Consider the following 23,442-nt stretch of genomic DNA (forward strand, 5'->3'; position numbering starts at 1 on the left):
CCGGGCCTCAAGCGGTCCGCATTTGAGGCTTTTACCCGGTGGCACGCATTTGTAAGGTTTGGCGAAACCCCCGGGAGGCCCTATGACCGTCACGCCCATGATGGCGCAATACCTCGACTTGAAAGCCAACTATGCGGACGCGCTGCTGTTCTACCGCATGGGCGATTTCTACGAGATGTTCTTTGATGATGCGGTTGCGGCAGCCGAAGCACTGGATATCGCGCTGACCAAACGCGGCAAGCACGAGGGGGCTGACATCCCCATGTGCGGCGTGCCGGTGCATGCGGCGGAGGGCTACCTTCTGACGCTAATCCGCAAAGGCTTCCGCGTCGCAGTCTGCGAGCAGATGGAAAGCCCAGCGGAGGCGAAAAAACGCGGCTCGAAATCCGTCGTGAAGCGCGACGTCGTGCGGCTGGTCACACCCGGCACTCTGACCGAAGACAGCCTGCTAGAGGCGCGGCGGCATAACTACCTCGCCGCCTTCGCCGAAGTACGGGACGCCCAAGCGCTCGCCTGGGTCGACATCTCCACCGGCGCGTTTCACGTGATGCCGCTAAGCGACCTGCGGCTCGGGCCGGAGCTGGCCCGGTTAGCGCCCTCGGAACTGATCGTGTCAGAGAGCAGGGAACCCGATCTGCGTGAAACGACGCAAGATTTTGGCATCGCCCTCACCGGACTGGCGCGGTCTGCCTTCGACAGCAGCGGGGGCGAGGCCCGGCTCTGCACCCTGTTTGGTGTCGAAACGCTCGACGCCTATGGCCATTTCTCGCGCGCCGAAGTCTCCGCCATGGGGGCGATCCTCCAGTATCTGGAGATCACACAGAAAGGCAAACTGCCCCTCCTGCAACCACCGCAAAAAGAGGCCGAAGCGCGCACGGTTCAGATCGACGCCGCAACGCGCCGGAACCTCGAACTCACACAAGCGCTCTCCGGTGGCCGCGCAGGGTCGCTGCTGTCGGTGATTGACCGGACGGTCACGGCGGGTGGCGCCCGACTGCTGGAACGGCGCCTCTCCAGCCCCTCCCGCGTGCTGGATCAGGTGCAGAACCGCCTCGCAGGCGTCGCCTGGTGCGTTGAGCAAACTGCCCAGCGCGACGACATGCGAGACAGCCTACGCAAGGTGCCCGACCTTGACCGCGCGATGTCGCGCCTCTCGATGGAGCGCGGTGGCCCCCGCGACCTTGCCGCCATTCGCAACGGGCTGACCCAGGCCGGGCTGATCCACGAGGCGCTCAATGTCGTCAGCCCGCCAGACTTGATCGCAGACGCTTTGGGCAACATGATCGGCCACAATATCCTGATCGACCATCTGGATGCCGCTCTGGTGGCCGAACCACCGCTGCTCGCCCGCGATGGTGGGTTCATTGCCCCCAACCATGACGAAGAGCTGGACGAAGCCCGCCAGCTGCGCGACGAAGGCCGCGCCGTGATCGCCCGCATGCAGGCGGAATATGTCTCTAACACAGGCATTTCGTCTCTAAAGATCAAGCACAACAACGTGCTCGGCTACTTCATCGAGACCCCCGCCACCCATGCGGAAAAGATGCTGTCCGCCCCGCTGTCCGAGACCTTCATCCACCGTCAGACCACCGCCAATCAGGTGCGCTTCACCACGGTGGAGTTGTCGGAGATGGAGACCAAGATCCTCAATGCCGGGTCTCGCGCGTTGGAGATCGAGAAACGTATCTTCGAAGAATTGTGCAACGCCGTGCTCAGCACCGCCGCCGAAATTGCCCAAACCGCAAAGGCACTGGCAGAACTTGATCTTGCCAACGCCCTTGCGAAACTTGCGATCACTGAAAACTGGGTCATGCCCAAAGTGGACAGCAGCCGCGCCTTTCAAATCACGAACGGCCGCCACCCGGTCGTTGAACACGCGCTGAAATCCGGCGCGGGTGAACCCTTCATCGCCAATGATTGTAACCTCAGCGCCGACAACACCACAGCCAATATCTGGCTCCTGACCGGCCCCAACATGGCAGGCAAATCCACCTTCCTGCGCCAGAACGCCATCATTGCACTGCTGGCACAAATGGGCAGCTTTGTGCCTGCGGACGCCGCGCACATCGGCCTCATCAGCCAGCTCTTCAGCCGCGTCGGCGCCTCCGACGATCTGGCACGGGGTCGCTCGACCTTTATGGTCGAAATGGTAGAAACCGCCGCCATCCTGAACCAGGCAGACGACCGCGCTCTCGTCATCCTCGACGAAATCGGGCGCGGCACCGCCACCTACGACGGACTCTCCATCGCCTGGGCGACGCTGGAACATCTGCACGATATGAACAAAAGCCGCGCGCTCTTTGCCACCCACTACCATGAGATGACCGCCCTCGCGGGCAAATTGCCCGGTGTCGAGAACGCAACCGTCACGGTGAAAGAATGGGAAGGCGACGTCATCTTCCTGCACGAAGTGCGCAAAGGCGCCGCCGATCGCTCTTACGGCGTTCAAGTCGCGCAACTCGCCGGCCTGCCCCCGCAGGTCATCGCCCGGGCACGCGTCGTCCTGGACGCGCTGGAGAAAGGCGAACGCGAAGGCGGCGCCACGCAGAAAACCCTGATCGACGACCTGCCGCTCTTCTCAGCGACCCCCGTTGCGCCACCGCCAAAGCAAAAAACATCCGAAGTAGAGACGCTCCTCGCCGACATCCTCCCGGACGAGCTCACCCCCCGGCAAGCGCTCGACGCCCTCTACAAACTGAAAGACGCGGCCAAATCCTGACCGCGCCTTCATTGTTCTGGAAAATATGCCCCCCGGAGGGTCGCGCTCAAAAAGCGCTCAACCAGCGGGTGTCGACGACACCCCAACCTGCGCCGGGCGCAGCAGCCGGTCATGCAGCATGAAGCCTTCCGCCGCGACCTGAATGATATCACCCGCCTTGGTTCCGGGCACCGGAGCCTCAAACATCGCCTGATGGTGCTGCGGGTCAAACCTATCACCAACCTCGGGCGCAATCATCTCGATCCCGTGCTTCTTGAAGACGCTCAGCAGCTCCCGCATGGTCAGCTCGATCCCCTCGATCAGGGCGGAGTTGGCTTCCTTCTGCTCATCGGTGATGGTCTCAAGTGCCCGCTTCATATTGTCATAGACCGGCAACATATCACGAGAAAGCTTGGAGCCGCCGTAATTCTCGGCCTCGCGCCGATCCCGGTCCGAGCGTTTGCGTGCATTTTCAGCATCTGCCAAAGCGCGCATGAAACGGTCCTTCAGCTGATCCCGCTCCGCACGCAGCTGGTCAATCTCCAACGCGTCGTCATCAATCTCTTCCATCTCATCGGCAAAAGCCTCTGCTTCCACCGCATCAATATCGTCCAGAAACTCTTCGTTCTTGGGCTCTGCCATAACTCACCTCTAGCTCCGGTCAGAGATCAATTTCCCGACCAGCTGCGCCGTATAGTTCACGATCGGCACAATGCGTCCATAGTTCAGTCGTGTGGGACCAATGACGCCAACAGCGCCAATGATCTTACGATCAGCGTTCATATATGGGGAAACCACCAGAGAGGAACCCGAAAGTGAAAAAAGTTTGTTCTCAGAACCGATAAAAATGCGCACACCGTCGCCGTCCTCGGCCAACTCCAGGAATTCGGCGATATCGCGCTTGCGTTCAAGGTCATCAAAGAGGTGGCGGATGCGCTCCAGATCCTCCGCTTCCCCGTCTTCGCTCAGCAGATTCGATCGCCCCCGCACAATCAGTCGCTCGATCTGGTCGCCCTCGCCCTCCCAGACAGCCAAACCACTTTCCACAAGGTCCCGGGCCAGCGAATCGATCTCCTGACGGCGGCGGCCAATTTCGGTCTGTATGGTGGCGTGCAGCTCGCTGAGCGTTTTGCCTTCGATCAGCGCATTCAGGAAATTCGCAGCCTCGCGCATCGAACTGGGTGTTTGCCCGGGCGGCGGCGTGAACAGACGGTTTTCCACCTGCCCATCCGCAAAGACCAGCACCACCAGCGCTCGCTCCGGCGAGAGCGACACAAATTCGATGTGCTTGATCGGCGCTTCATGCTTCGGCGTCAGAACCAGCGAGGCGCCCTGCGTCACACCCGACAGGGCAGAGCCCACACGATCGAGCAACCCGCTTACGTCCTCGGAGTTTGACGTGGTGGAGGCGTCTATCCGGCCCCGGTCCGCATCATCCGGGTCGCCAATCTCCAGCAAACCATCCACAAACATCCGCAGGCCAAGCTGCGTCGGGATACGCCCCGCGCTGACATGCGGGCTGTCGAGCAGGCCCAGATACTCAAGATCCTGCATCACATTCCGGATGGTCGCGGCGCTGACCTTCTCGCTGAAATCCCGCGTCAGCGTGCGCGACCCAACGGGGCTGCCGTCCGACAGATACCCTTCGACGACGCGGCGAAACACCTCGCGTGAGCGCTCATTCATCTCTCCAAGGATCGTTGACGCGTCGTTCATGCCTTTTGCCCCCGCTGAACCCGCATAAAAGCATGAAATCAGCGGAATTCAATCGGGGTTGCATCTGCATACCCGGGAACGATATCGGGAGGAACACCAGAAAAGGATATCTCATGCGCCCTTCAGGTCGAGCCTTGGACGAAATGCGTGCCATCTCTATCGAGACAGGCTTCACGAAACATGCCGAAGGATCGGCGCTGATCAAGATGGGCGACACGCATGTGCTGTGCACGGCAACCATCGAAGACCGCGTGCCGCCTTTCATCAAAGGTTCTGGCCTTGGCTGGGTCACGGCGGAATACGGCATGCTGCCGCGCGCGACGAACACCCGCATGCGGCGCGAGGCGACCGCCGGCAAGCAAGGTGGGCGCACCGTTGAGATCCAACGGCTGATCGGGCGGTCCTTGCGTGCGGGCGTGGACCGGGTCGCACTGGGGGAACGTCAGATCACCGTGGATTGCGACGTGATTCAGGCGGATGGCGGCACGCGTTGTGCGTCGATCACCGGCGGGTGGGTTGCTCTGCGGCTCGCGGTGAACAAGCTGATGAAAGCCGGTGACGTGATCAGCGACCCGATGGTCGACCCCGTCGCGGCGATCAGCTGTGGCATCTACGCGGGCCAGCCGGTTCTGGATCTGGACTACCCCGAGGATTCCGAAGCAGGCGTCGACGGCAATTTCATCATGACCGCAAGCGGCCAATTGATCGAAGTGCAGATGAGCGCCGAAGGCTCCACCTACTCCCGCGATCAGATGAACGCGCTGATGGATCTGGCCGAAAAGGGCGTGGCCGAACTTGCCGCAGCACAGCGCGCCGCCACCGCATGAGCCGCCGTTTCGACGATAAGCGCATTCTCGTCGCGACCCACAACGCGGGCAAGCTTGACGAGATGCGGCAGCTTTTTGCGCCTTACGGGGTCGAGGTGGTTGGTGCGGCAGAAATGAACCTGGCCGAACCGGAGGAGACCGAGACAACATTCGTCGGCAACGCCCGCATCAAGGCGCGCGCGGCGGTGGAGGTCACCGGCTTGCCCGCGCTGGCGGATGATTCCGGTATCGAGGTGGAAGCGCTGGACAATGCGCCCGGCGTCTACACGGCGGATTGGGCCGAGACGCCGAACGGGCGCGACTTTTTCATGGCCATGACCAAAACACACAGGCTGCTGGAGGAAAAATCCGCCCCGCACCCGCGCAAGGCCCGCTTCTGCGCGACCTTCGTCTTGGCCTGGCCGGACGGACACGAGGAAATCTTTGCAGGGCGCGCGACAGGCACTTTGGTCTGGCCGATGCGCGGCGCGACGGGCCATGGTTATGACCCGATGTTCCAGCCGGACGGCCATGACCGCACCTATGCCGAAATGGACCCGGCTGAGAAGAACAGGATCAGCCACCGCGCCGACGCCTTTGCCCAGTTGATCGCGGGTTGCTTTGGCTGAGGATTGGGAAGCCGGGGGCTTTGGCCTCTACCTGCATTGGCCATATTGTGAGGCCAAGTGCCCCTATTGCGACTTCAACAGCCACGTCAGCCGCCAGATCGATCAGAGCGCTTGGTGCACAGCCTACCTTACTGAGCTCGATCGCGCGGCCGCAGAAACCCGAGGCCGTATCCTGCACTCGGTGTTTTTCGGCGGCGGCACCCCGAGCCTGATGGACCCGGACACCGTGGCGCAAGTGATAGCGCGTATCCGGCATCATTGGCCCTGTGCCAATGATCTCGAAGTCACGCTGGAAGCAAACCCCAGCTCTGTCGAAGCTGGTCGCTTTCGCGCCTTTCGCGACGCCGGTGTCAATCGCATCTCCATGGGCATTCAGGCCTTGAATGACGCGGATCTGCGGCAGTTGGGTCGCCTGCACACGGCGCAAGAGGCCATGGCCGCCTTTGACATTGCGCGCAGTTGCTTTGACCGCGTGAGCTTTGACCTAATCTATGCCCGGCAAGGCCAGTCTTTGGCCGATTGGCGGACGGAACTGCAGCTCGCCCTGTCCATGGCCGTCGATCACCTGTCGCTCTACCAGCTGACCATCGAACAAGGCACCGCCTTTGGTGACCGCTACAACGCGGGCAAGCTGCGCGGCCTGCCTGACGATGACCTCAGCGCGGATCTCTATGCCCTGACGCAGGATATCTGCGGAGCCCACGGCATGCCTGCCTATGAGGTGTCGAACCACGCGCGGGATGGTGCCCAGTCACGGCACAATCTGATTTACTGGCGCTATGGCGACTACGTCGGGATCGGCCCCGGTGCGCACGGGCGGCTGACGTTGAACGGGCAGAGATGGGCGACCGAATGCTTATCGAATCCCGACCGCTGGAAAGCAGGCGTGCCAGACCGCATGGCAGAGAAGCCGAGGCAGCTGTTGTCGCTTGAAGATCAGGGGCAAGAGATGCTGCTGATGGGCCTGCGGCTCAAGGAGGGGATCGACATGCACCGTTACGAACAGCTGTCCGGCCGCGCACTGTCGCCCGCAACCCTCGATCACTTGAGCAGCATAGGCATGATCAAAACAGACAAAAACATATTATCTGTTTTAAATCAAGGGGTTATGGTGCTAAATCAGGTAATCTCTGCCCTAGCCGCTTCCTAGAATGCGGCACAGCTCATCCAGGTCGTCCAGCGATTTGTAATGCAGCGTCATCTGGCCACCGTCATCCCCGGGCTTGTGCGTCAGCACAACCTTCATCCCCAAGGCAGCGGAAAGATCGCCCTCCAACGCCTTGGTGTCGGCATCCTTCGTCTCTTCCGATGACACGGGTTTTGGCCGCGCTGGGTCCCCCCCGGCGGCTTGTTTCTTGACCAGCACCTCGGTCGCGCGAACCGAAAGACCTTTGTCGACAATCATGCCCGCAAGCGACAACGGATCATCTGCGGTGATCAGCGCCCGCGCGTGACCTGAACTCAGATCCCCCCGCCGCAGCATCTCCAGAACACCCTCCGGCAGATTGAGCAACCGCAGAAGGTTTGCGATGTGGCTGCGGCTCTTGCCCAGGGCCTCCGCCATTTTCTCCTGCGTGTGACCAAACCGGTCCATCAACTGCCGGTATCCAACAGCTTCCTCAACCGGGTTCAGATCAGCCCGCTGGATATTTTCGATGATCGCAACTTCCAGAACCTCCACATCGGTGAAGTCCCGCACGACAACCGGTAGCTCATGCTGTTTGGCCATCTGAGCAGCCCGCCAGCGCCGCTCTCCGGCGACAATTTCATATTGCGCCTCGCCGACAGCCCGCACGATCAGCGGCTGAATAACCCCCTTTTCGCGGATGGAGGCCGCAAGATCATCAAGGTCGCCTTCGGCAAACCGTTTGCGGGGTTGATCGGGGTTGGGCGAAATCTGTTCAATCGGAACCATCTGATCGGCACCGGCAGGGCCAGCACCGGCCGCCCGTTCCGTCTCAGCCACATCGGACATCAGGGCAGACAGACCCCGCCCCAGGCCCCGCTTACGATCCACGCCACTTGCCATCTTAGCCCCCTCTTACGCCGCTGTTTGCATATTCTTGTTGAGCACTTCCTGCGCCAATGCGCGATAAGCCTCCGCCCCTTTCGAAGTCGCGTCGTAGGTCAACACCGGCATCGCAAAGGACGGCGCCTCACTGACCCGCACATTGCGCGGAATCCGCGTCGCAAACACCAGCTCTCCCAGATTGTCCCGCGCATCCTGTTCGACCTGAAGGGACAAGTTGTTGCGTTTGTCGAACATGGTCAACACAATACCTTCGATCCTCAGGTCCTGATTGCCGCTCTGCCGAACCTCGCGCACCGTCAGCATCAGTTGCGACAACCCCTCCAAGGCGAAGAACTCACTCTGCAGCGGCACGAGGACGGAATTGGCCGCAATCATCGCATTGACGGTCAACAAGTTAAGGGATGGCGGGCAGTCAATCAGCACATAATCCAACCCCAGATCTGCCACAGCCGGCTGCCTAAGGGCTTCATGCAGCAGAAAGCTGCGTTTTTCGTTGGAAATCAACTCAATATCTGCCGAGCTCAGATCAACCGTCGCAGGAATAATCGTCAGTCCCGGCGTCAGCGTCGGCAGAATGAGAGATTGCAGGTCTACATCCCCGAGCAACAGATCATAGGTGGTGTATTCCCGATCATCCAACTCGATCCCCAGCCCCGTCGATGCGTTGCCCTGAGGGTCCAGATCGACCACCAACACCTTCTTTCCCGTTTCAGCCAGCGCTGCAGCAAGATTGATCGTGGTTGTGGTCTTGCCAACCCCACCCTTCTGATTGGCAACGGCAATGATCTTGGGATCTGCCGGACGCATGACATCAGACACGTTGAATATCCCTCACTTCCAGAATGGCACCCTTTTCGTGTGTTTTACTTGTATGTGCCACCAGGTCAAAAGACCATGATTCCCGTGCCGTCTGCACCTCTTTTGGCCAGGTCTCGCCTTTGTAGAACAGGGCTGTGCCATCCTGGCTTAAATGCCGCTCCGCAAAGGACAAAAGACGCGACAGATCCGCCAAAGCCCGCGCAGACAAGACATCTGCCTGCTGGGGTTCCAACTCTTCGATGCGCGCGGTGGAGACAACCGCATTCAGATCAAGCTCGCGAATCACCGTTCTCAGGAAGACAGATTTGCGCGCATCGCTTTCGATGAGCGTCACCTGAGTTTCAGGGTGGTCTTCTTTGGCCAGAATGGCAACAACCAGACCGGGAAGGCCGCCACCGCTGCCCATATCCACCCAATGGTTAACATGGGGGCTGAGCCGATAGACTTGTGTTGAGTCCGATATATGGCGGTTCCAAAGGTCAAGGATACTAGATTTCGACACCAGATTTATCTTCGGGGACCACTTTTGTATCAAATCATGATAAGTCGTTAATCGATCAAGTGTTTCACGTGAAACATTGAGGTCTATCACGCCGACCTCTTCTGCGTCTGTCGTAGCTTCCCGAGAACCAATGTCAGCGCGGCCGGCGTCATGCCATCGATACGGCCCATCTGTGCAATGGTCGCAGGCCGTGTAGAGATCAGTTTCTCTTTCAATTCACTCGATAGGCCGTCGAGATCCGAATATTCGAAGTCTGCTGGCACCTCTAAGGCTTCGTCGCGGCGTAAAAGCTCCAGATCTTTCTGCTGGCGCTTGATATAGTTCGCATAGAGCGCCTCACGCTCCATCTGCCCCCGGATTTCATCATCGATTTGCTCAAAATCCGGATCCAGCGTCAAGATATCCGGAAAAGTAACATCTGGAAACGCGAGCAGCTGCATCGCTGTACGCTTTGACCCGTCTTGATTAATACGAATCCCAGCAGAAGCAGCCTGCGACGGCGTAAAAACCTGATCGTTCAAAGCTCTACGCGCGTTTTCGAGGCGGTCAGCTTTGTTTTGATAGATCTTCGCGCGATGAGATCCGACGCATCCCAATTCAATCCCAAGCGGAGTCAACCGCTGATCGGCGTTGTCGGCCCGCAGTGACAGCCTGAACTCCGCGCGAGACGTGAACATGCGGTATGGCTCTGTGATCCCTCGCGTCGTGAGATCGTCAATCATCACTCCAATATAGCTTTCGGACCGGGAAAACAGCGCGGGCGAGCGATTTTGCACGCTCAGCGCGGCATTTAGGCCAGCCACAAGACCTTGGGCCGCCGCTTCTTCATATCCGGTGGTCCCATTGATCTGGCCCGCCAGATACAACCCTTGCACATCACGAAGCGCAAGAGTGTTGTCCAGCGACCTTGGATCAACATAGTCGTACTCAATCGCATATCCCGGCTGCAGGACAACCGCTTCTTCCAACCCAAATATGGATCTCACATAGTCTTCTTGCACCGATTCAGGCAGCGACGTCGAAATGCCGTTCGGATAGATCGTGTTCGTCCCCAACCCTTCGGGCTCAAGAAATATCTGATGAGAGGTTTTGTCTGCAAAACGAACAATCTTATCTTCAATCGATGGACAGTAGCGTGGGCCTATCCCGTCGATATGACCACCATACATCGCTGATTTATCGAGATTTTTCCGAATGATCTCGTGCGTTTGGTCGTTGGTGTGCGTAATCCCGCAGGAGACTTGCCGCGCAGAAACACTCCTGGACAGGAAGGAAAACAAGACCGGATCATCGTCCCCCGGCTGCGCTTCCAAATCATTCCAACGAATGGTTTTCCCATCCAAGCGCGGTGGCGTTCCAGTTTTTAGCCGGCCCAACCGCAAGCCAAAGGAGTCGATTCTTTCCGCCAGGCGAACAGAAGCTTTCTCTCCCATGCGCCCGCCTGATCGAGACACGTCACCAATATGGATGACACCCCGAAGGAAAGTTCCGGTCGTCAAAATCAGCCGTTCCGCTGAAATCTCTGTGCCGTTGTGAAGAGCAACGCCCTCAACCCGATCTCCGGCCATCCGGAAATCGACAACCTCACCCATGACAATGGTCAAATTCTCGCAACTTGTCATTTCTGCGAGCATTTCCGACTGGTAGATTTTCCGATCTGACTGCGCGCGCGGACCCTGAACGGCTGGTCCCTTGCGGCGATTAAGCAATCGGAACTGAATACCAGCCTTATCCGCAACACGACCCATGACACCATCCAAGGCATCGATCTCACGAACAAGATGCCCCTTTCCCAAACCGCCAATCGCCGGATTGCAGGACATCGCCCCGATTCCATTCTCGTTCAAGGTAATCAAACCAGTCCGGGCGCCCATGCGTGCAGCCGCATGCGCGGCCTCGCACCCAGCATGCCCACCCCCAATCACCAATACATCAAAATGTTTCACGTGAAACACTCCGCTATTTACCCAAGCAAAAGCTCGAGAAGATTTCATCCAGCAAGGATTCTACGTCTATGCGCCCGACCACAGTTTCCAACGCTCGAATCGCACTTCGTAGCTCCTCCGCCGCTATATCATAGCTTGCAGGACCTTGCTTAATGACCAGCCGGGCCTGACCCAGGATGTCAGATGCCGTCTGCATCGCAACTCGATGCCGTTCCCGCGTCGCCAGGCCAATCCCACTTGCTCGTTTTTGCAAAATACCGTGCACCCGATTAACTAGTGTTGATACACCATATCCTGTCTTCCCAGATATACCGCCTACCACATCTTCTTCCAAATCTGACTTTGGACGCAGGGTAATATCTGTAGGTCCCGGATTAATCAGCAGTTTCTCATCTGGCCGAGACAGGAAAACACGCAGGTCCGCAGCTGCAGCCCTGTCTAGCCCGCGGGTGATGCCAATGCTCTCTATTTCATCCGCGCTCTCACGCAGACCAGCGGTATCAAGAAATGTGACGGGCAGACCTTTCAGATCCATGCTCACCTCGATCACATCGCGCGTGGTGCCCGCAATCTCAGATGTGATCGCCGCTTCCCGCCCGGCCAATCGATTCAGCAACGTCGACTTGCCGACGTTCGGTGGGCCAACTATGGCAACCTCAAACCCAGACCGGATACGTTCGGCCACAAAGGTCCCCGCGATTTCCTGCGTCAACTCGTCCTGCACAGCGCTCAGCAGGTCAAGCACTTCCCCGCTGACATCTTCCGGCACCTCCTCATCAGCGAAGTCAATTGTCGCCTCAATCAACGCAGCACAACGGATCAAGCGGCTGCGCCAGCCTTCAACGCGCGCACCGAAGTCACCGGAAAATACCCGCAAGGCCTGTTTGCGCTGCGCCTCAGTCTCCGCATCAATCAGATCCGCGAGACCTTCGACCTGCGATAGATCCAGCTTACCGTTTTCCAAAGCCCGCCGGGTAAATTCGCCCGGCTCAGCCAGGCGAGCGCCGTCTTGCTTCCCCAAAGAGCTCAGCATTGCCTGCACGATGGACACGCTGCCGTGCAGATGAAACTCCACCACATCTTCGCCGGTAAAACTGCGCGGTGCGGCAAAACACAAGACCAGCGCCCGGTCGAGTATCTCACCATCAGCATCACGCAGAATCCGGGTTGCAGCCTCTCTGACCGGGGGCAGAGACCCGATCAGGCTAAGCGCAATGGTAAAGGCATCCGGTCCGGACAGCCGGACAACCGACACCCCGGCCCGCCCTTGGGCAGTGGCAAGCGCAAAGACTGTATCCATATCTTAACTCACTGTATTTAAACAATAAGTCAGGTATTCATCGAATCGAAGAAGTCCGAATTTGTCTTGGTCTGTTTCAACTTGGAAATCAGGAATTCGATGGCGTCGGTGGTGCCCATCGGATTCAGAATCCGGCGCAGTACAAAGGTTTTCTGAAGATCGACCTTGTCGACCAACAGGTCTTCCTTGCGGGTACCGGATTTGAGAATGTCCATGGCCGGGAACACACGCTTGTCAGCCACCTTGCGGTCCAGCACAATTTCGGAGTTACCGGTGCCTTTGAATTCTTCAAAGATCACCTCATCCATCCGGCTGCCCGTATCGATCAGCGCCGTCGCGATGATGGTCAGCGAGCCACCCTCCTCGATGTTCCGCGCCGCACCGAAGAACCGCTTGGGCCGCTGCAAGGCATTCGCATCCACACCGCCCGTGAGAACCTTACCCGAGGACGGCACCACAGTGTTGAAGGCACGGCCCAGGCGCGTGATCGAGTCCAGCAGGATCACCACATCCCGCTTGTGTTCCACCAGCCGTTTGGCTTTTTCGATCACCATGTCCGACACCGCAACGTGCCGCGTGGCCGGTTCATCAAAGGTTGACGAGACAACCTCTCCTTTGACTGAGCGTTGCATATCAGTGACTTCTTCGGGCCGCTCATCGATCAGCAAGACGATCAGATAGCATTCCGGATGGTTCCGTTCGATCGAATTGGCAATGTTCTGCAACAGCACGGTCTTGCCCGTCCGCGGGGGCGCCACGATCAGCGACCGCTGTCCTTTACCAATGGGCGAGACCAAATCGATGATCCGGGCTGAACGGTCTTTCACCGTCGGGTCGTCGGTTTCCATGGTTAGACGTTCATCTGGATAAAGCGGCGTCAGGTTCTCAAAGGCCACCTTATGGCGGGCCTTTTCAGGCTCTTCGAAGTTGATCTGGGTTACGTCGAGCAGGCCGAAGTACCGCTCATTATCATCCGGCGCACGGATCACACCTTCAATCGTATCGCCTGTGCGCAGCGAAAACTTGCGGATCATCTCGGGCGAGACATAGATATCATCCGGCCCCGGCAGATAATTCGCCTCAGGGGAGCGCAGAAACCCGAACCCGTCCTGCAGGACCTCCAACACACCGTCGCCAGAGATTTCCCAGCCTTCATCCGCGCGTTCACGCAGGATTTGGAACATCATCTCGCCTTTGCGCATGGTCGATGCGTTTTCGATCTCCAGATCCTCCGCCATCGACAGAAGGCTTTTCGGACTCTTGCGCTTCAGATCAGCGAGGTTCAGCGTTTCCACTTGCTCGGGCGCTGTGGGTGTGTCGCTCATGTCAGATGTCATGGAAAATACCTCAATCCAGCCTCGGCGATCTGCGGGCTGAATGTTGAATGAAAATGTCAGGTCTGCGCCATCCCCGGACGGGGTGGTGCTTTGCACATAAGAGCACGAACACTGAGAGTCAATTCTTTCAGAAACGAACGACCACTGACAAAACGATCAGCACCATCAGCAAGGTGGGCACCTCGTTCATCATCCGGTATTGCCGACCGGTGAATTGGTTGGCGCCGTTCATGAAATCCTTTCGCCGCAATCCAAGCCAGTGATGAAACCACGTCATCCCCAGCACCCCTGCCGCTTTGGTCCAGGGCCAGATCTCAGCCCAGCTGACGATGCCCGGTGTAAACACGAGGCACAGGCCAAACACCCATGTGGCAATCATGGCCGGGTTCATGATCACCCGCAGCAGCTTCAACTCCATGGTCTGGAACAAAACGTGGGTCTCACCGCTCTGTCCAACTGTCTCGGTGTGATAGACAAACAGACGTGGCAGATAGAACAGCCCGGCCATCCAAGCGATCACAGACATGATGTGAAACGCTTTGATCCATGGATACATCAGGGCAAGTAGGTCTGACATGTGAATCTCCGGGCTGCTCACCTCTCTTATTCATTAATAAGAAAAGAGAAAAGAATGATGATTTGGTAGGGCAGCCAGCTTCTGTGGATTACGATGTTGTCCCTGTGGTTCTCCGACTTGGGACAACTACACCCCGGTTTCTACCGAGTCTGGGTATCATCAGATATATTACATAAAATCAGTATCTTATGAGATCGGAAATTTCCGTCAGGCTTGGACAACCATGTGCGTAATTTGCCTGATCCTGGCTTATCCCCATCACCGGGTTTGTCCTTCTCCGCAGCCTCATATCTTTTGAATTGGCTGATCTTGTCCACTGGGTTTCTTTTCCTTGCAGGATGTGGGGATTTTCCTCAGAAGAACATATTGAGAAAACGTTAACGCTACACACAGGCTTACCCACATGGCTCACCCCCTGATCCTGGCGTCCTCCTCGACCATTCGAGCGCAGCTGTTGCGGCAGGCTGCTGTGACGTTCGTGGTTGAGCCTGCGCGTGTCGATGAAGATATGGTCCGCGATGCGCTGTTGGCGGAGCAAGCGCCGCCGCGCGATATTGCAGATGCGCTGGCCGAATTGAAGGCACGCAAAGTCAGTGAAAAGCACCCTGACGCGCTGGTTTTGGGCTGCGATCAGGTTCTTGATCACCGTGGAGCGCTCTTTTCCAAGCCTCAAACGCCTGGTGAGGCCACCGAGCAGTTGCACGCCCTGCGCAATGATCGGCATATGCTCCTGTCCGCCGCGGTCATCTGCGAGGCAGGCCGCCCGGTGTGGCGTCATGTCGGGCAGGTCCGGCTACAGATGCGGGACGCGTCAGACGAGTATCTTTCCGGGTATGTAACCCGGAATTGGGACAGCATCCAGCATGCTGTTGGCGCCTATAAGCTGGAAGAAGAAGGTGTGCGGCTCTTTTCTGGGATCGAGGGTGACTACTTCAATGTTCTGGGCCTGCCTCTGGTGCATGTCCTGTCCTACCTGACACTACGTGGAGTGATTGAAAGATGAGTGATATGTCCTCTCCGCCGTCTAAGATCCCCTTGGCGGGCGTGATCGGCGCGCCAATTGCCCACTCAAAATCGCCGCGCGTGCATCGGCATTGGTTGACACGCTACGGTGTGCAGGGGTTTTACATTCCAATGGATGTGAGCGCGCCTAATCTACGCGAGGTACTTCAGACTTTGCCAAAAGCCGGGTTTGTCGGAGTGAACATCACGATCCCGCATAAGGAGGCTGTGCTCGACATCGCGGATCTGATCACAGATCGCGCCACGCTCATCGGCGCTGCCAACACGTTGATTTTTCGACAAGATGGCAAGATTCACGCTGACAATACGGATGGGTATGGATTTCTCGAAAACCTGAAGGCGGGCGCGCCTAACTGGGTGCCAAAGAACGGGCCCGCTGCGGTTTTGGGTGCGGGCGGCGCGGCGCGGGCGGTTCTCGCGTCTTTGTTGGAGGCGGGTGTGCCGGAGATCATGATCTCGAATCGCACCCGGGTCCGCGCCGAGAAACTGCAGGAGGATTTTGGTAATCGCATCACGGTTGTCGATTGGGTCCAAGCTGGCAACATGATGGAACAGGCCAGCCTGGTGGTGAACACATCTTCACTTGGCATGGTCGGAAAACCAGATATGCGGGTGCCGTTGGACGGGCTGAAAAAAGGAACGGTGGTGACCGACCTCGTCTATACTCCGTTGAAAACCCGCCTGCTTGAGGTCGCTGAAGAGCGTGGGTGCATCACCGTCGATGGGCTTGGCATGTTGCTGCATCAGGCGGTACCGGGGTTTGAGCGATGGTTTGGCCCCCGCCCCGTCGTTGATGATGCTACCCGTGCGGCGGTGCTTGGCTGATGTTTCGGATTGGGCTGACCGGCTCCATTGGCATGGGCAAGAGCACGACGGCCCAAATGTTCGTGGACGAGGGTTGCGCTCTTTGGGATGCTGATGCGGCTGTGCACCGGCTATATGCCGAGGGCGGTGCGGCGGTGGTGCCCCTGGCCCAGTTGTTCCCGGAGGTCGTGCAGGAGGGGGTGATCGCACGTGACGCGCTGCGGGCGGTCATCGCACGCGATCCTGGGGCCCTCGGAGCCATTGAAAAAATTGTACATCCGTTGGTCGCCAAGGACCGTGCCGATTTTATGGCCGTCACAGACGCTGACATCGTCGTTCTCGACATTCCGCTACTGTTCGAAACCGGAGGTGAGGCGCAGGTTGATGCGGTGGTTTGCGTCTCTGTAGAGCCAGAGGTTCAAAAAGCCCGGGTTCTTGCGCGCGGCACAATGCAAGAGGCGGACTTTGACCGAATTCTCGCAAAGCAGATACCCAACGCCGAGAAATGTGCCAGATCGGATTATGTCATTCAGACCGATACGCTTGAACATGCCCGCGCGCAGGTTCAGGATATTGTCCGTCAGATCAGGGAAACAAAGACCCATGCGTGAGATTGTCCTCGACACCGAAACCACGGGCTTTGATCCGGAAACCGGTGACCGGATTGTAGAAATCGGCGCGGTTGAGCTGATGGGTCACATGGCGACGGGCAAGACCTATCATCAGTACATCAACCCCGAACGGGCAATGCCGGAAGAGGCCTTCCAGGTGCACGGTCTGGGGGATGAGTTCCTACGCGACAAGCCCAAGTTTGCTGAGGTTGGCCAGGCGTTTCTCGACTTCATCGGCGACGCCAAGCTGGTGATCCACAATGCAGCCTTTGACATCAAGTTCCTGAATGCTGAGCTGGGCTGGATGGGTCTGCCAAAGATCCCATGGGAGCAGGCCATCGACACGTTGGAGATCGCGCGCAAGCGGTTCCCCGGTTCCCCGGCATCGCTTGATGCGCTGTGTCGGCGGTTCGCGATCGACAATTCCTCGCGCACACTGCACGGCGCGCTTCTCGACAGTGAGATTCTGGCGGAGGTTTATCTGGAACTGATTGGCGGTCGCCAGCCCGACTTTGGTTTGCAGAGCATGTCGGGCGCAGGCGGCACGGAAGCTGGCGAGGCCTGGACACCCCCGCCGAGGCCGTCGCCTCTCGAACCACGATTGTCGGAAAAAGAAGCTGCCGCCCATGCCGAGTTTGTCTCAAAGCTGGGCGACAGCGCATTATGGTTGAAAAGCTGACGATCAGGCGTCGGCTTTTGGGGTCTCTTCAGACTGGCGGCGCGCCAGCTCGTTGCGGTAAAGCGCGAGGAAGTCGATGTTTTCCAGGTTCAGCGGCGGGAAGCCACCGTCGCGGGTCACATCGCTGACGACACGGCGCAGGAACGGGAAGATCATGCGCGGGCATTCGATCAGCAGGAAGGGGTGCAGCTGGTCTTCAGCGACATTTTCGATCTGGAAGATACCGGCATAGTCTATCTCAAGCACAAACAGTGTTGCGTCGCCGTCTTTGGCCTTGGAGGTCACGTTCAGCTTGATTGCGCTTTCATATTGCCCTTCGGTCGTACGTTTTTTTGCGTCAAGATTGACCTGGACCTGAATGTCAGGCTGCACATCAGCAGGGGCGCCTTTTTGCGCCATGATGTTTTCAAAAGACATGTCACGAACGAATTGTCCAAGCACACGCATTTGCGGCGCTGGGATTTGTGCTTCGGCTTCAGCCATTGAGATCTCTCCTAGAGAAAAAATAAATCCGGGCGAGCCTTAGCAGCTTGCAGCCCATGGCTCAATGGTCGGACCACTTCGACGGGCCGGGCCGGGCCGTCGGCTCTCTCGGCACCTCGGTAAACTCTCCATCAATGACATCGCCCTGCTGGTGCGGTCGCTGCGGACGCGGTCTGGCCTCGAAGCTCTGCACGTTGATCCGGCTGCGCAGCGCCTTGAAGACGGCCACACGCACCGCCGGAACCAGCAGTAGAAAGCCAACCGCATCCGTAAAAAACCCAGGCGTGAGCAACAAAGCACCGGAAAACAGGATCATCGCCCCGTGCACCAGCGGTTCTGTCGGGTCGCGCAGATCCGAGAAGGAGCTTTTCAGCTGGCTCATCGCCAGAAGCCCCTGATTGCGCACAAGCCAAGTGCCCGCGATGGCCGTCAGCACGACAGTGACCAGGGTCCAGCCAAGACCAATGGCCCCGCCAATTTGGATGAACAGGGTGATTTCGATCAGTGGGACCGCAAGAAAAGCGATAAATAGCCACATATTGATGTGTCCTTTCCTGGAGCGAGAGTGGACTTGCCACGGCCCGCCACCTACATAAGAGGGAAATCCGCCCGTTTCCATGATTTACCCCACATGAGGTACATATGAACTCCCCCTTGATACAGCTGTTGGTGCTGGCTGGCATCGCTGTTTTTCTGATCCTGCGATTGAAGAACGTGTTGGGGACACGGGACGGGTTCGAACAACCACCCCTGCCCAAACCCCAGGCACGATCTCGTACGGGTCCGGAGTTCGAGGTGATCGATGGCGGGCCGGATCTCGACATCACCGATCATGTCGAAGAAGACAGCCCGGCGGCCAAGGCTCTGGCAGAGATGAAACGGGTTGAGCCCTCCTTTAGCGTGACAGAGTTTCTGGGGGGTGCGCGCAGCGCGTATGAGATGATCGTCATGGGATACGAAAAGGGTGAACTCTCCGATATCCAACCGTTCCTGGCGGAGGATATTTATGAATCCTTCGTTGACGGTATCGCTGCCCGCGAAGACCAGGGGCTAACGGTCGAATCCAACTTCATTGGCGTGCGAGAGCTTAAGCTTGTCGACGCGACCTTTGATGATGACACGCAGGAAGCAGAGCTGACGATCCGCTTTGTGGCCGAGCTCACCTCGGTGGTGCGCAACGCTGAAGGTGAAGTGATTGACGGAGATCCCAAAGAGATCAAACGTCAGAAAGACACCTGGTCGTTTGCGCGCGTCATGGGGGCGGATGATCCGAATTGGTTGCTGGTGTCCACAGACGCATGACTTCGGTCGTGTCTGCTGCTGTGTTCGCTGGCCTGCTTGGCATGGCGGGTGAGGCAGCGGCCGAAGCGACTGTCACGGTGCTGGACTTCAACGATCTCGACGGTTGGGCGGAGGATGATCATCAGGCCGCCTTTGATGCCTTCCGCGCGACCTGCCCTGATATGGATGATCTCGACTGGCAGTCGCTTTGCGGTTACGCGACCACCGATCCTGATCCGAGGATGTTTTTCGAGCTTCTGTTTCGGCCCGTCCTGATTGAGGATGGCGCGCCGGGGCTGTTCACCGGGTATTTTGAGCCTGAACTGAATGGGTCGCGCCAACGCACCGACAGGTTCCGCTATCCGCTCTATGCGATGCCGCGTGAGGCACGAAAAACCGACCTCTGGTATTCCCGTCGGCAGATCATCAATGGGCGCCTGCTCGAAGGGCGCGGTCTTGAAATCGCCTGGGTCGATGACCCGGTAGAGCTGTTTTTTCTACAAATTCAAGGATCTGGGCGGGTGCATCTGCCGGGCGGAGACAAGCTGCGCGTGGGTTATGCTGGTGCCAATGGCCACAGCTATCGTTCTATCGGGAAGGAGCTTGTGCGGCGCGGCATCTACGCCGCGCATCAGGTCAGCGCCGAGGTGATCAAGAACTGGGTGCGGCGCAATCCTGTCGCAGGGCGCGAGTTGTTGTTTCACAATCCCTCCTACGTGTTCTTCCGCGAAGTGAGTGAGGTGCCCGCGCACAAAGGGCCGCTGGGTGCGATGAACCGGTCTGTCACGCCGATGCGCAGCATCGCGGTCGACCCTGATTTCGTCCCTCTGGGTGCTCCGGTTTGGGTTGAGAAGGACGGCGCGCAGCCGCTGCGCCGCCTGATGATCGCGCAGGACACCGGCTCGGCCATCAAGGGCGCGCAGCGGGCGGATGTGTTCTTTGGCACGGGCGATGTTGCCGGGCGCGCGGCGGGCAAGCTGAAGGACCCCGGGCGCATGGTCGTCCTGTTGCCAATCCAGCGCGCCTTTGCCATGGCCCCGGACGGCACCCCGTGACACGCCGTAAACTGTCGCCTGAGGAAGAGGCCCTCTGGCGCAAGGTCACTGAAAACACCGAAGCCCTGCGCGCGCGGGAGACCTTTGACCCTGATGCGGTCGCTCCGCCGCCCAAACCATCGGCTGCACGACCAAAGCCAGACTTAAACAAGCTCAACCAGACATTCCCGCCCAAGCCCGAACGACGCAAAACCTCCTTTGATCTTATGCCGTCCCTGCCCGACCGGCTACAGGCAGCACCTGTGCAGATGGACCGCAAGGCTTTTGCAAAGATGACACGAGGCAAGCTCAAACCCGAAGGACGGATTGACCTGCATGGCATGACGCTGGACCGTGCGCATGGGGTCCTCGCCACCTTCATCCTGTCTGCACATAAGTCGGGGAAACGGCTGGTGCTGGTCATCACCGGCAAGGGCAAAAACCGCGATGAAGGCGGGCCGATCCCCGTCCGCCACGGCGTTTTGCGCCATCAAGTGCCGCAATGGCTGGCCGCGCCGCCGCTGTCGTCTGTGGTCATGCAGGTGAGCCAGGCTCATGTCAGCCACGGCGGTGGTGGGGCCTATTATGTCTATCTCAGGCGCCGCCGTTAGGCAGGTCGCGCCGGTACCGCAGGATGCCCAGTGTGGCGAGCGCCGCACCCACCAGGTAAAACCCGGCGTAGGGGATCATCTGCTGCGGAAAGGCGATGCCATAGTCGATCAATGCCCCGCTGATCCCCGGCCCTATGGCAGAGCCAAAGACCGCAAGGGCCCCGGCTGCCGCTTTGATCGCCCCGAGGTTTCGGGTGCCGTAAAACACAGGCCAAAACGCGGTGATGGCCGTGCCATGCATGCCCTGTCCGATCCCAAAGATCACAAGGCCGATGCCAGCGGCCACGAGGGTATCGGCAAGCCCGAGCGCCGCAAAGGCCAGTGCGAAAGGCAGCAGCTGGAGAGGCAGAACGCGTGTGACGCCGAAGCGGTCTACCGCCCAGCCTGTCAGGAAGGTAGCGGCGATCATCGAGACGGTCAGGAGCGGCATCAACGACACGAAAGCGACCAGGCTCCAGCCCTTCACCTCGGTCAGATGAACCAGCTGAAAGAAAAGCGCGGTCCCCCAGGCCGGTGGGCCGACCATCAGGGGGAGGAGCAGGTAAAAGAGCGGATGCCGCAGAACCTCGAGCCGCGTCCAGTGCCGCTCGGCCATCCCAAGGCTTGTGCTGCTTTCCGCAAGTGACTGTGGGGTGCGTTCTCGCCGCAGCAGGCTCTGGATCGCGGGGATGGTCAGCACGACCAACCCCGCCGCCACAACCCATAGGGTGCGCCACTCCGTAATGGCGAGAAGGGCGACAAAGAAGATCGGCAGCACCGCCTGCCCGACGGCAAAGCCCATAGAGGCAATCGAGATCGCGCGTCCCCGCGCGGCGACAAACCAGCGGGACATGGCGATATAGGCAAGCTCGGACATGATCCCCTGCCCGAGCAATCGCAGCGCATAGATGGTGACGATCAGGGCGATCCAACCCTTGGCGGCAGTCATGGCGAGGCAGGCAAGTGCCAATAGTACCATCACAACGAGTGAGAGATTGCGGACGCGGAATCTATCCGTCAGCACGCCCGCCCAGATCATCGTCACCGCAGAGAGCGTCGTGCCGATCGTATAGAGCCCGCCCCATTGCCCGTCGGTCAGGCCAAAGTCGCGCATGATGTCACCGGCAAAGAGCGCGATGAAAAACGTCTGACCGTAGGAGGAGGTGAACGACAACAGGAACCCTGCCAGCAGGAAGAGCCGGTTGTCGATCAGGAAGCGGATGTAGCCCATGCGCCTGATCTTGCAGGCGGACGAGCGGAAGGGAAGCGTTAAAGCACGTAGCGGCTGAGATCGGTGGATTTGGTCAGCTCACCGAGGTTTTTCTCAACAAAGTCTGCGTTCACGGTCACCGTCTCGCCCGCCTGATCCGGGGCGTTGAAGGACAGCTCTTCAAAGACGCGTTCCATGACCGTATAGAGCCTGCGCGCGCCAATGTTCTCGACCGACTGGTTCACGTCCGCGGCGATCTTGGCCAGCGCCGCGATGCCCTCCGGCTCGAAGGTCACGGTGACCTCCTCGGTGCCCATGAGCGCAGTGTATTGCAGGGTCAATGCGTTGTCGGTCTCTGTCAGGATGCGCACAAAATCCTCTTCGGTGAGCGCGCGCAGCTCCACGCGGATGGGCAGACGGCCTTGCAGTTCAGGCAGCAAGTCAGAGGGTTTGGCGATGTGGAAGGCGCCCGAGGCGATGAAGAGCACGTGGTCGGTCTTCACCGGCCCGTGCTTGGTGCTGACCGTGGTGCCTTCGATCAGTGGCAGCAGGTCGCGCTGCACGCCCTCGCGGCTCACATCCCCGCCGCGCGCGTCGGAGCGGGCGCAGACCTTGTCGATCTCATCGAGGAATACGATCCCGTTTTGCTCCACAGCTTCGATGGCCGCCTTGGTCACCGTCTCATCATCGAGCAGCTTGTCGGCCTCTTCGCCAATCAGCATGTCATAGCTCTCTGCGACCGAGAGGCGCTTGCGCGTCTTCCGCCCGCCCATGGCCTTGCCGAAGATATCCCCGAGGTTGAGCATGTTCATGCCCCCCGGCTGGCCGGGAATGTCCATCATCGGGAAGGGGTTCGAGGTGTCGGCGACCTCCAGGTCGATCATCTGATCGTCCAGATCGCCCGCTTTCAGTTTCTTGCGGAACATCTCTCGTGTGCCGTCGCGCGCGTCTTCGCCAGCGATGGCGTCGATCACCCGCTCTTCCGCCGCTTTATGCGCGCCCGCCTTCACATCGTCGCGCATGTGCTCGCGCGTCATGATGATGGCGCTGTCCACCAGATCGCGTATGATCTGCTCCACATCGCGGCCCACATAGCCGACTTCGGTGAACTTCGTTGCTTCCACTTTCAGGAAGGGCGCGCGGGCGAGCTTGGCCAGACGGCGACTGATCTCGGTCTTGCCGACGCCGGTGGGCCCGATCATCAGGATGTTCTTGGGGTAAACCTCGTCGCGCAGATCATCCCCAAGCTGCTTGCGCCGCCAGCGGTTGCGCAGCGCCACGGCGACGGCGCGCTTGGCGTCCTTCTGCCCGATGATGAAACGGTCGAGCTCGGAGACGATCTCGCGGGGGGTCAGGTCGGTCATG

General features: G+C 59.0%; 24 protein-coding genes. 11 read left to right on the forward strand and 13 right to left on the reverse strand.

The features are described from left to right. The first annotated feature begins 82 nt into the window (after nt 1–82). Nucleotides 83–2,719, forward strand: a complete 2,637-nt coding sequence (mutS, locus tag So717_RS05555; protein ID WP_159975222.1) for a DNA mismatch repair protein MutS — start codon at nt 83–85, stop codon at nt 2,717–2,719. Between the two features lie 57 nt (nt 2,720–2,776). Here mutS and So717_RS05560 read toward each other — a convergent pair whose 3' ends face one another. Both So717_RS05560 and hrcA read right to left on the reverse strand, forming a co-directional pair. Beyond that, the gene (locus So717_RS05560; protein ID WP_159975223.1) at nt 2,777–3,340 is read right to left on the reverse strand and encodes a nucleotide exchange factor GrpE; all 564 of its coding nucleotides are present in this window, start codon (nt 3,338–3,340) and stop codon (nt 2,777–2,779) included. Between the two features lie 9 nt (nt 3,341–3,349). Next, entirely contained in the window at nt 3,350–4,414 is a 1,065-nt protein-coding gene (gene hrcA / locus So717_RS05565) for a heat-inducible transcriptional repressor HrcA (protein WP_159975224.1), read from the reverse strand. A gap of 113 nt (nt 4,415–4,527) precedes the next feature. Between hrcA and rph the strand changes: the two genes are divergently transcribed. The 3 genes from rph to hemW are packed head-to-tail and all read left to right on the forward strand — an operon-like array spanning nt 4,528 to nt 6,999. Continuing rightward, nucleotides 4,528–5,241: a ribonuclease PH gene (rph, locus tag So717_RS05570; protein WP_159975225.1), complete on the forward strand. Its 714-nt coding sequence runs from the start codon at nt 4,528–4,530 to the stop codon at nt 5,239–5,241. Further along, on the forward strand, nt 5,238–5,849 hold the full coding sequence (rdgB, locus tag So717_RS05575; RefSeq protein WP_159975226.1) for an RdgB/HAM1 family non-canonical purine NTP pyrophosphatase: 612 nt from the start codon (nt 5,238–5,240) through the stop codon (nt 5,847–5,849). The genes rph and rdgB overlap by 4 nt, the downstream gene beginning before the upstream one ends. Further along, nucleotides 5,842–6,999 carry a radical SAM family heme chaperone HemW gene (gene hemW / locus So717_RS05580; RefSeq protein ID WP_159975227.1) on the forward strand — a complete coding sequence of 386 codons (1,158 nt, stop codon included), beginning with the start codon at nt 5,842–5,844 and terminating at the stop codon, nt 6,997–6,999. The genes rdgB and hemW overlap by 8 nt, the downstream gene beginning before the upstream one ends. Here hemW and So717_RS05585 read toward each other — a convergent pair. From So717_RS05585 to hemJ, 7 genes are all read right to left on the reverse strand, one after another. Continuing rightward, nucleotides 6,985–7,878 (reverse strand): ParB/RepB/Spo0J family partition protein, encoded by an 894-nt coding sequence (locus So717_RS05585; protein ID WP_159975228.1) that lies wholly within the window; start codon nt 7,876–7,878, stop codon nt 6,985–6,987. The genes hemW and So717_RS05585 overlap by 15 nt on opposite strands. A gap of 12 nt (nt 7,879–7,890) precedes the next feature. Next, the gene (locus So717_RS05590) at nt 7,891–8,700 is read right to left on the reverse strand and encodes a ParA family protein (protein ID WP_159975229.1); all 810 of its coding nucleotides are present in this window, start codon (nt 8,698–8,700) and stop codon (nt 7,891–7,893) included. Continuing rightward, nucleotides 8,693–9,292 carry a 16S rRNA (guanine(527)-N(7))-methyltransferase RsmG gene (gene rsmG, locus So717_RS05595; protein ID WP_438810637.1) on the reverse strand — a complete coding sequence of 200 codons (600 nt, stop codon included), beginning with the start codon at nt 9,290–9,292 and terminating at the stop codon, nt 8,693–8,695. The genes So717_RS05590 and rsmG overlap by 8 nt, the downstream gene beginning before the upstream one ends. Then, the gene (gene mnmG / locus So717_RS05600) at nt 9,289–11,157 is read right to left on the reverse strand and encodes a tRNA uridine-5-carboxymethylaminomethyl(34) synthesis enzyme MnmG (RefSeq protein ID WP_159975230.1); all 1,869 of its coding nucleotides are present in this window, start codon (nt 11,155–11,157) and stop codon (nt 9,289–9,291) included. The genes rsmG and mnmG overlap by 4 nt, the downstream gene beginning before the upstream one ends. A 4-nt stretch (nt 11,158–11,161) precedes the next feature. After that, nucleotides 11,162–12,448 carry a tRNA uridine-5-carboxymethylaminomethyl(34) synthesis GTPase MnmE gene (gene mnmE, locus So717_RS05605; RefSeq protein WP_159975231.1) on the reverse strand — a complete coding sequence of 429 codons (1,287 nt, stop codon included), beginning with the start codon at nt 12,446–12,448 and terminating at the stop codon, nt 11,162–11,164. Nucleotides 12,449–12,477: 29 nt separating this feature from the next. Continuing rightward, nucleotides 12,478–13,773, reverse strand: coding sequence for a transcription termination factor Rho (gene rho / locus So717_RS05610; RefSeq protein ID WP_159975628.1), 1,296 nt, complete (start codon nt 13,771–13,773; stop codon nt 12,478–12,480). A 139-nt stretch (nt 13,774–13,912) separates the two neighbouring features. After that, the gene (hemJ, locus tag So717_RS05615; RefSeq protein ID WP_159975232.1) at nt 13,913–14,362 is read right to left on the reverse strand and encodes a protoporphyrinogen oxidase HemJ; all 450 of its coding nucleotides are present in this window, start codon (nt 14,360–14,362) and stop codon (nt 13,913–13,915) included. A gap of 403 nt (nt 14,363–14,765) precedes the next feature. Between hemJ and So717_RS05620 the strand changes: the two genes are divergently transcribed. From So717_RS05620 to dnaQ, 4 genes are read left to right on the forward strand one after another with little or no spacing between them, the layout of a single operon-like run. Next, entirely contained in the window at nt 14,766–15,365 is a 600-nt protein-coding gene (locus So717_RS05620; RefSeq protein WP_159975233.1) for a Maf family protein, read from the forward strand. Then, the gene (locus So717_RS05625) at nt 15,362–16,210 is read left to right on the forward strand and encodes a shikimate dehydrogenase (protein ID WP_159975234.1); all 849 of its coding nucleotides are present in this window, start codon (nt 15,362–15,364) and stop codon (nt 16,208–16,210) included. Before So717_RS05620 ends, So717_RS05625 begins: the two co-directional genes overlap by 4 nt. Continuing rightward, complete coding sequence (coaE, locus tag So717_RS05630) at nt 16,207–16,800, forward strand: dephospho-CoA kinase (protein WP_159975630.1); 594 nt, start codon at nt 16,207–16,209, stop codon at nt 16,798–16,800. Before So717_RS05625 ends, coaE begins: the two co-directional genes overlap by 4 nt. Beyond that, complete coding sequence (gene dnaQ, locus So717_RS05635) at nt 16,793–17,479, forward strand: DNA polymerase III subunit epsilon (RefSeq protein ID WP_159975235.1); 687 nt, start codon at nt 16,793–16,795, stop codon at nt 17,477–17,479. The genes coaE and dnaQ overlap by 8 nt, the downstream gene beginning before the upstream one ends. Before the next feature lie 3 nt (nt 17,480–17,482). Here the strand turns inward: dnaQ and secB are convergent, their stop codons facing one another. Next, nucleotides 17,483–17,962, reverse strand: a complete 480-nt coding sequence (gene secB, locus So717_RS05640; protein ID WP_159975236.1) for a protein-export chaperone SecB — start codon at nt 17,960–17,962, stop codon at nt 17,483–17,485. A gap of 61 nt (nt 17,963–18,023) precedes the next feature. Continuing rightward, entirely contained in the window at nt 18,024–18,500 is a 477-nt protein-coding gene (locus tag So717_RS05645) for an FxsA family protein (protein WP_159975237.1), read from the reverse strand. 104 nt (nt 18,501–18,604) lie between these two features. Here So717_RS05645 and So717_RS05650 point away from each other — a divergent pair, with 104 nt between their 5' ends. Genes So717_RS05650 through So717_RS05660 form a run of 3 tightly spaced genes read left to right on the forward strand, consistent with a single transcriptional unit; the run spans nt 18,605 to nt 20,888 of the window. Continuing rightward, nucleotides 18,605–19,264, forward strand: coding sequence for a Tim44/TimA family putative adaptor protein (locus So717_RS05650; protein WP_159975238.1), 660 nt, complete (start codon nt 18,605–18,607; stop codon nt 19,262–19,264). After that, entirely contained in the window at nt 19,261–20,298 is a 1,038-nt protein-coding gene (gene mltA, locus So717_RS05655; RefSeq protein ID WP_438810638.1) for a murein transglycosylase A, read from the forward strand. The genes So717_RS05650 and mltA overlap by 4 nt, the downstream gene beginning before the upstream one ends. Then, entirely contained in the window at nt 20,295–20,888 is a 594-nt protein-coding gene (locus So717_RS05660; RefSeq protein ID WP_159975239.1) for a Smr/MutS family protein, read from the forward strand. The genes mltA and So717_RS05660 overlap by 4 nt, the downstream gene beginning before the upstream one ends. Here So717_RS05660 and So717_RS05665 read toward each other — a convergent pair. Beyond that, nucleotides 20,872–22,098, reverse strand: a complete 1,227-nt coding sequence (locus So717_RS05665) for an MFS transporter (RefSeq protein WP_159975240.1) — start codon at nt 22,096–22,098, stop codon at nt 20,872–20,874. The genes So717_RS05660 and So717_RS05665 overlap by 17 nt on opposite strands. Before the next feature lie 38 nt (nt 22,099–22,136). After that, the gene (gene hslU / locus So717_RS05670) at nt 22,137–23,441 is read right to left on the reverse strand and encodes an ATP-dependent protease ATPase subunit HslU (protein WP_159975241.1); all 1,305 of its coding nucleotides are present in this window, start codon (nt 23,439–23,441) and stop codon (nt 22,137–22,139) included. Nucleotide 23,442: the final 1 nt, after the last annotated feature.

This window comes from Roseobacter cerasinus (assembly GCF_009811755.1).
GTDB lineage: Bacteria > Pseudomonadota > Alphaproteobacteria > Rhodobacterales > Rhodobacteraceae > Roseobacter > Roseobacter cerasinus.

Bases quoted from the DNA above. Each gene is read 5' to 3' on its own strand.
- mutS (WP_159975222.1), top strand. From the start codon at position 83: ATGACCGTCACGCCCATGATGGCGCAATACCTCGACTTGAAAGCCAAC.
- So717_RS05560 (WP_159975223.1), bottom strand. From the start codon at position 3,340: ATGGCAGAGCCCAAGAACGAAGAGTTTCTGGACGATATTGATGCGGTG.
- hrcA (WP_159975224.1), bottom strand. From the start codon at position 4,414: ATGAACGACGCGTCAACGATCCTTGGAGAGATGAATGAGCGCTCACGC.
- rph (WP_159975225.1), top strand. From the start codon at position 4,528: ATGCGCCCTTCAGGTCGAGCCTTGGACGAAATGCGTGCCATCTCTATC.
- rdgB (WP_159975226.1), top strand. From the start codon at position 5,238: ATGAGCCGCCGTTTCGACGATAAGCGCATTCTCGTCGCGACCCACAAC.
- So717_RS05585 (WP_159975228.1), bottom strand. From the start codon at position 7,878: ATGGCAAGTGGCGTGGATCGTAAGCGGGGCCTGGGGCGGGGTCTGTCT.
- mnmE (WP_159975231.1), bottom strand. From the start codon at position 12,448: ATGGATACAGTCTTTGCGCTTGCCACTGCCCAAGGGCGGGCCGGGGTG.
- rho (WP_159975628.1), bottom strand. From the start codon at position 13,773: ATGAGCGACACACCCACAGCGCCCGAGCAAGTGGAAACGCTGAACCTC.
- hemJ (WP_159975232.1), bottom strand. From the start codon at position 14,362: ATGTCAGACCTACTTGCCCTGATGTATCCATGGATCAAAGCGTTTCAC.
- So717_RS05620 (WP_159975233.1), top strand. From the start codon at position 14,766: ATGGCTCACCCCCTGATCCTGGCGTCCTCCTCGACCATTCGAGCGCAG.
- So717_RS05625 (WP_159975234.1), top strand. From the start codon at position 15,362: ATGAGTGATATGTCCTCTCCGCCGTCTAAGATCCCCTTGGCGGGCGTG.
- dnaQ (WP_159975235.1), top strand. From the start codon at position 16,793: ATGCGTGAGATTGTCCTCGACACCGAAACCACGGGCTTTGATCCGGAA.
- secB (WP_159975236.1), bottom strand. From the start codon at position 17,962: ATGGCTGAAGCCGAAGCACAAATCCCAGCGCCGCAAATGCGTGTGCTT.
- So717_RS05645 (WP_159975237.1), bottom strand. From the start codon at position 18,500: ATGTGGCTATTTATCGCTTTTCTTGCGGTCCCACTGATCGAAATCACC.
- So717_RS05650 (WP_159975238.1), top strand. From the start codon at position 18,605: ATGAACTCCCCCTTGATACAGCTGTTGGTGCTGGCTGGCATCGCTGTT.
- mltA (WP_438810638.1), top strand. From the start codon at position 19,261: ATGACTTCGGTCGTGTCTGCTGCTGTGTTCGCTGGCCTGCTTGGCATG.
- So717_RS05665 (WP_159975240.1), bottom strand. From the start codon at position 22,098: ATGGGCTACATCCGCTTCCTGATCGACAACCGGCTCTTCCTGCTGGCA.
- hslU (WP_159975241.1), bottom strand. From the start codon at position 23,441: ATGACCGACCTGACCCCCCGCGAGATCGTCTCCGAGCTCGACCGTTTC.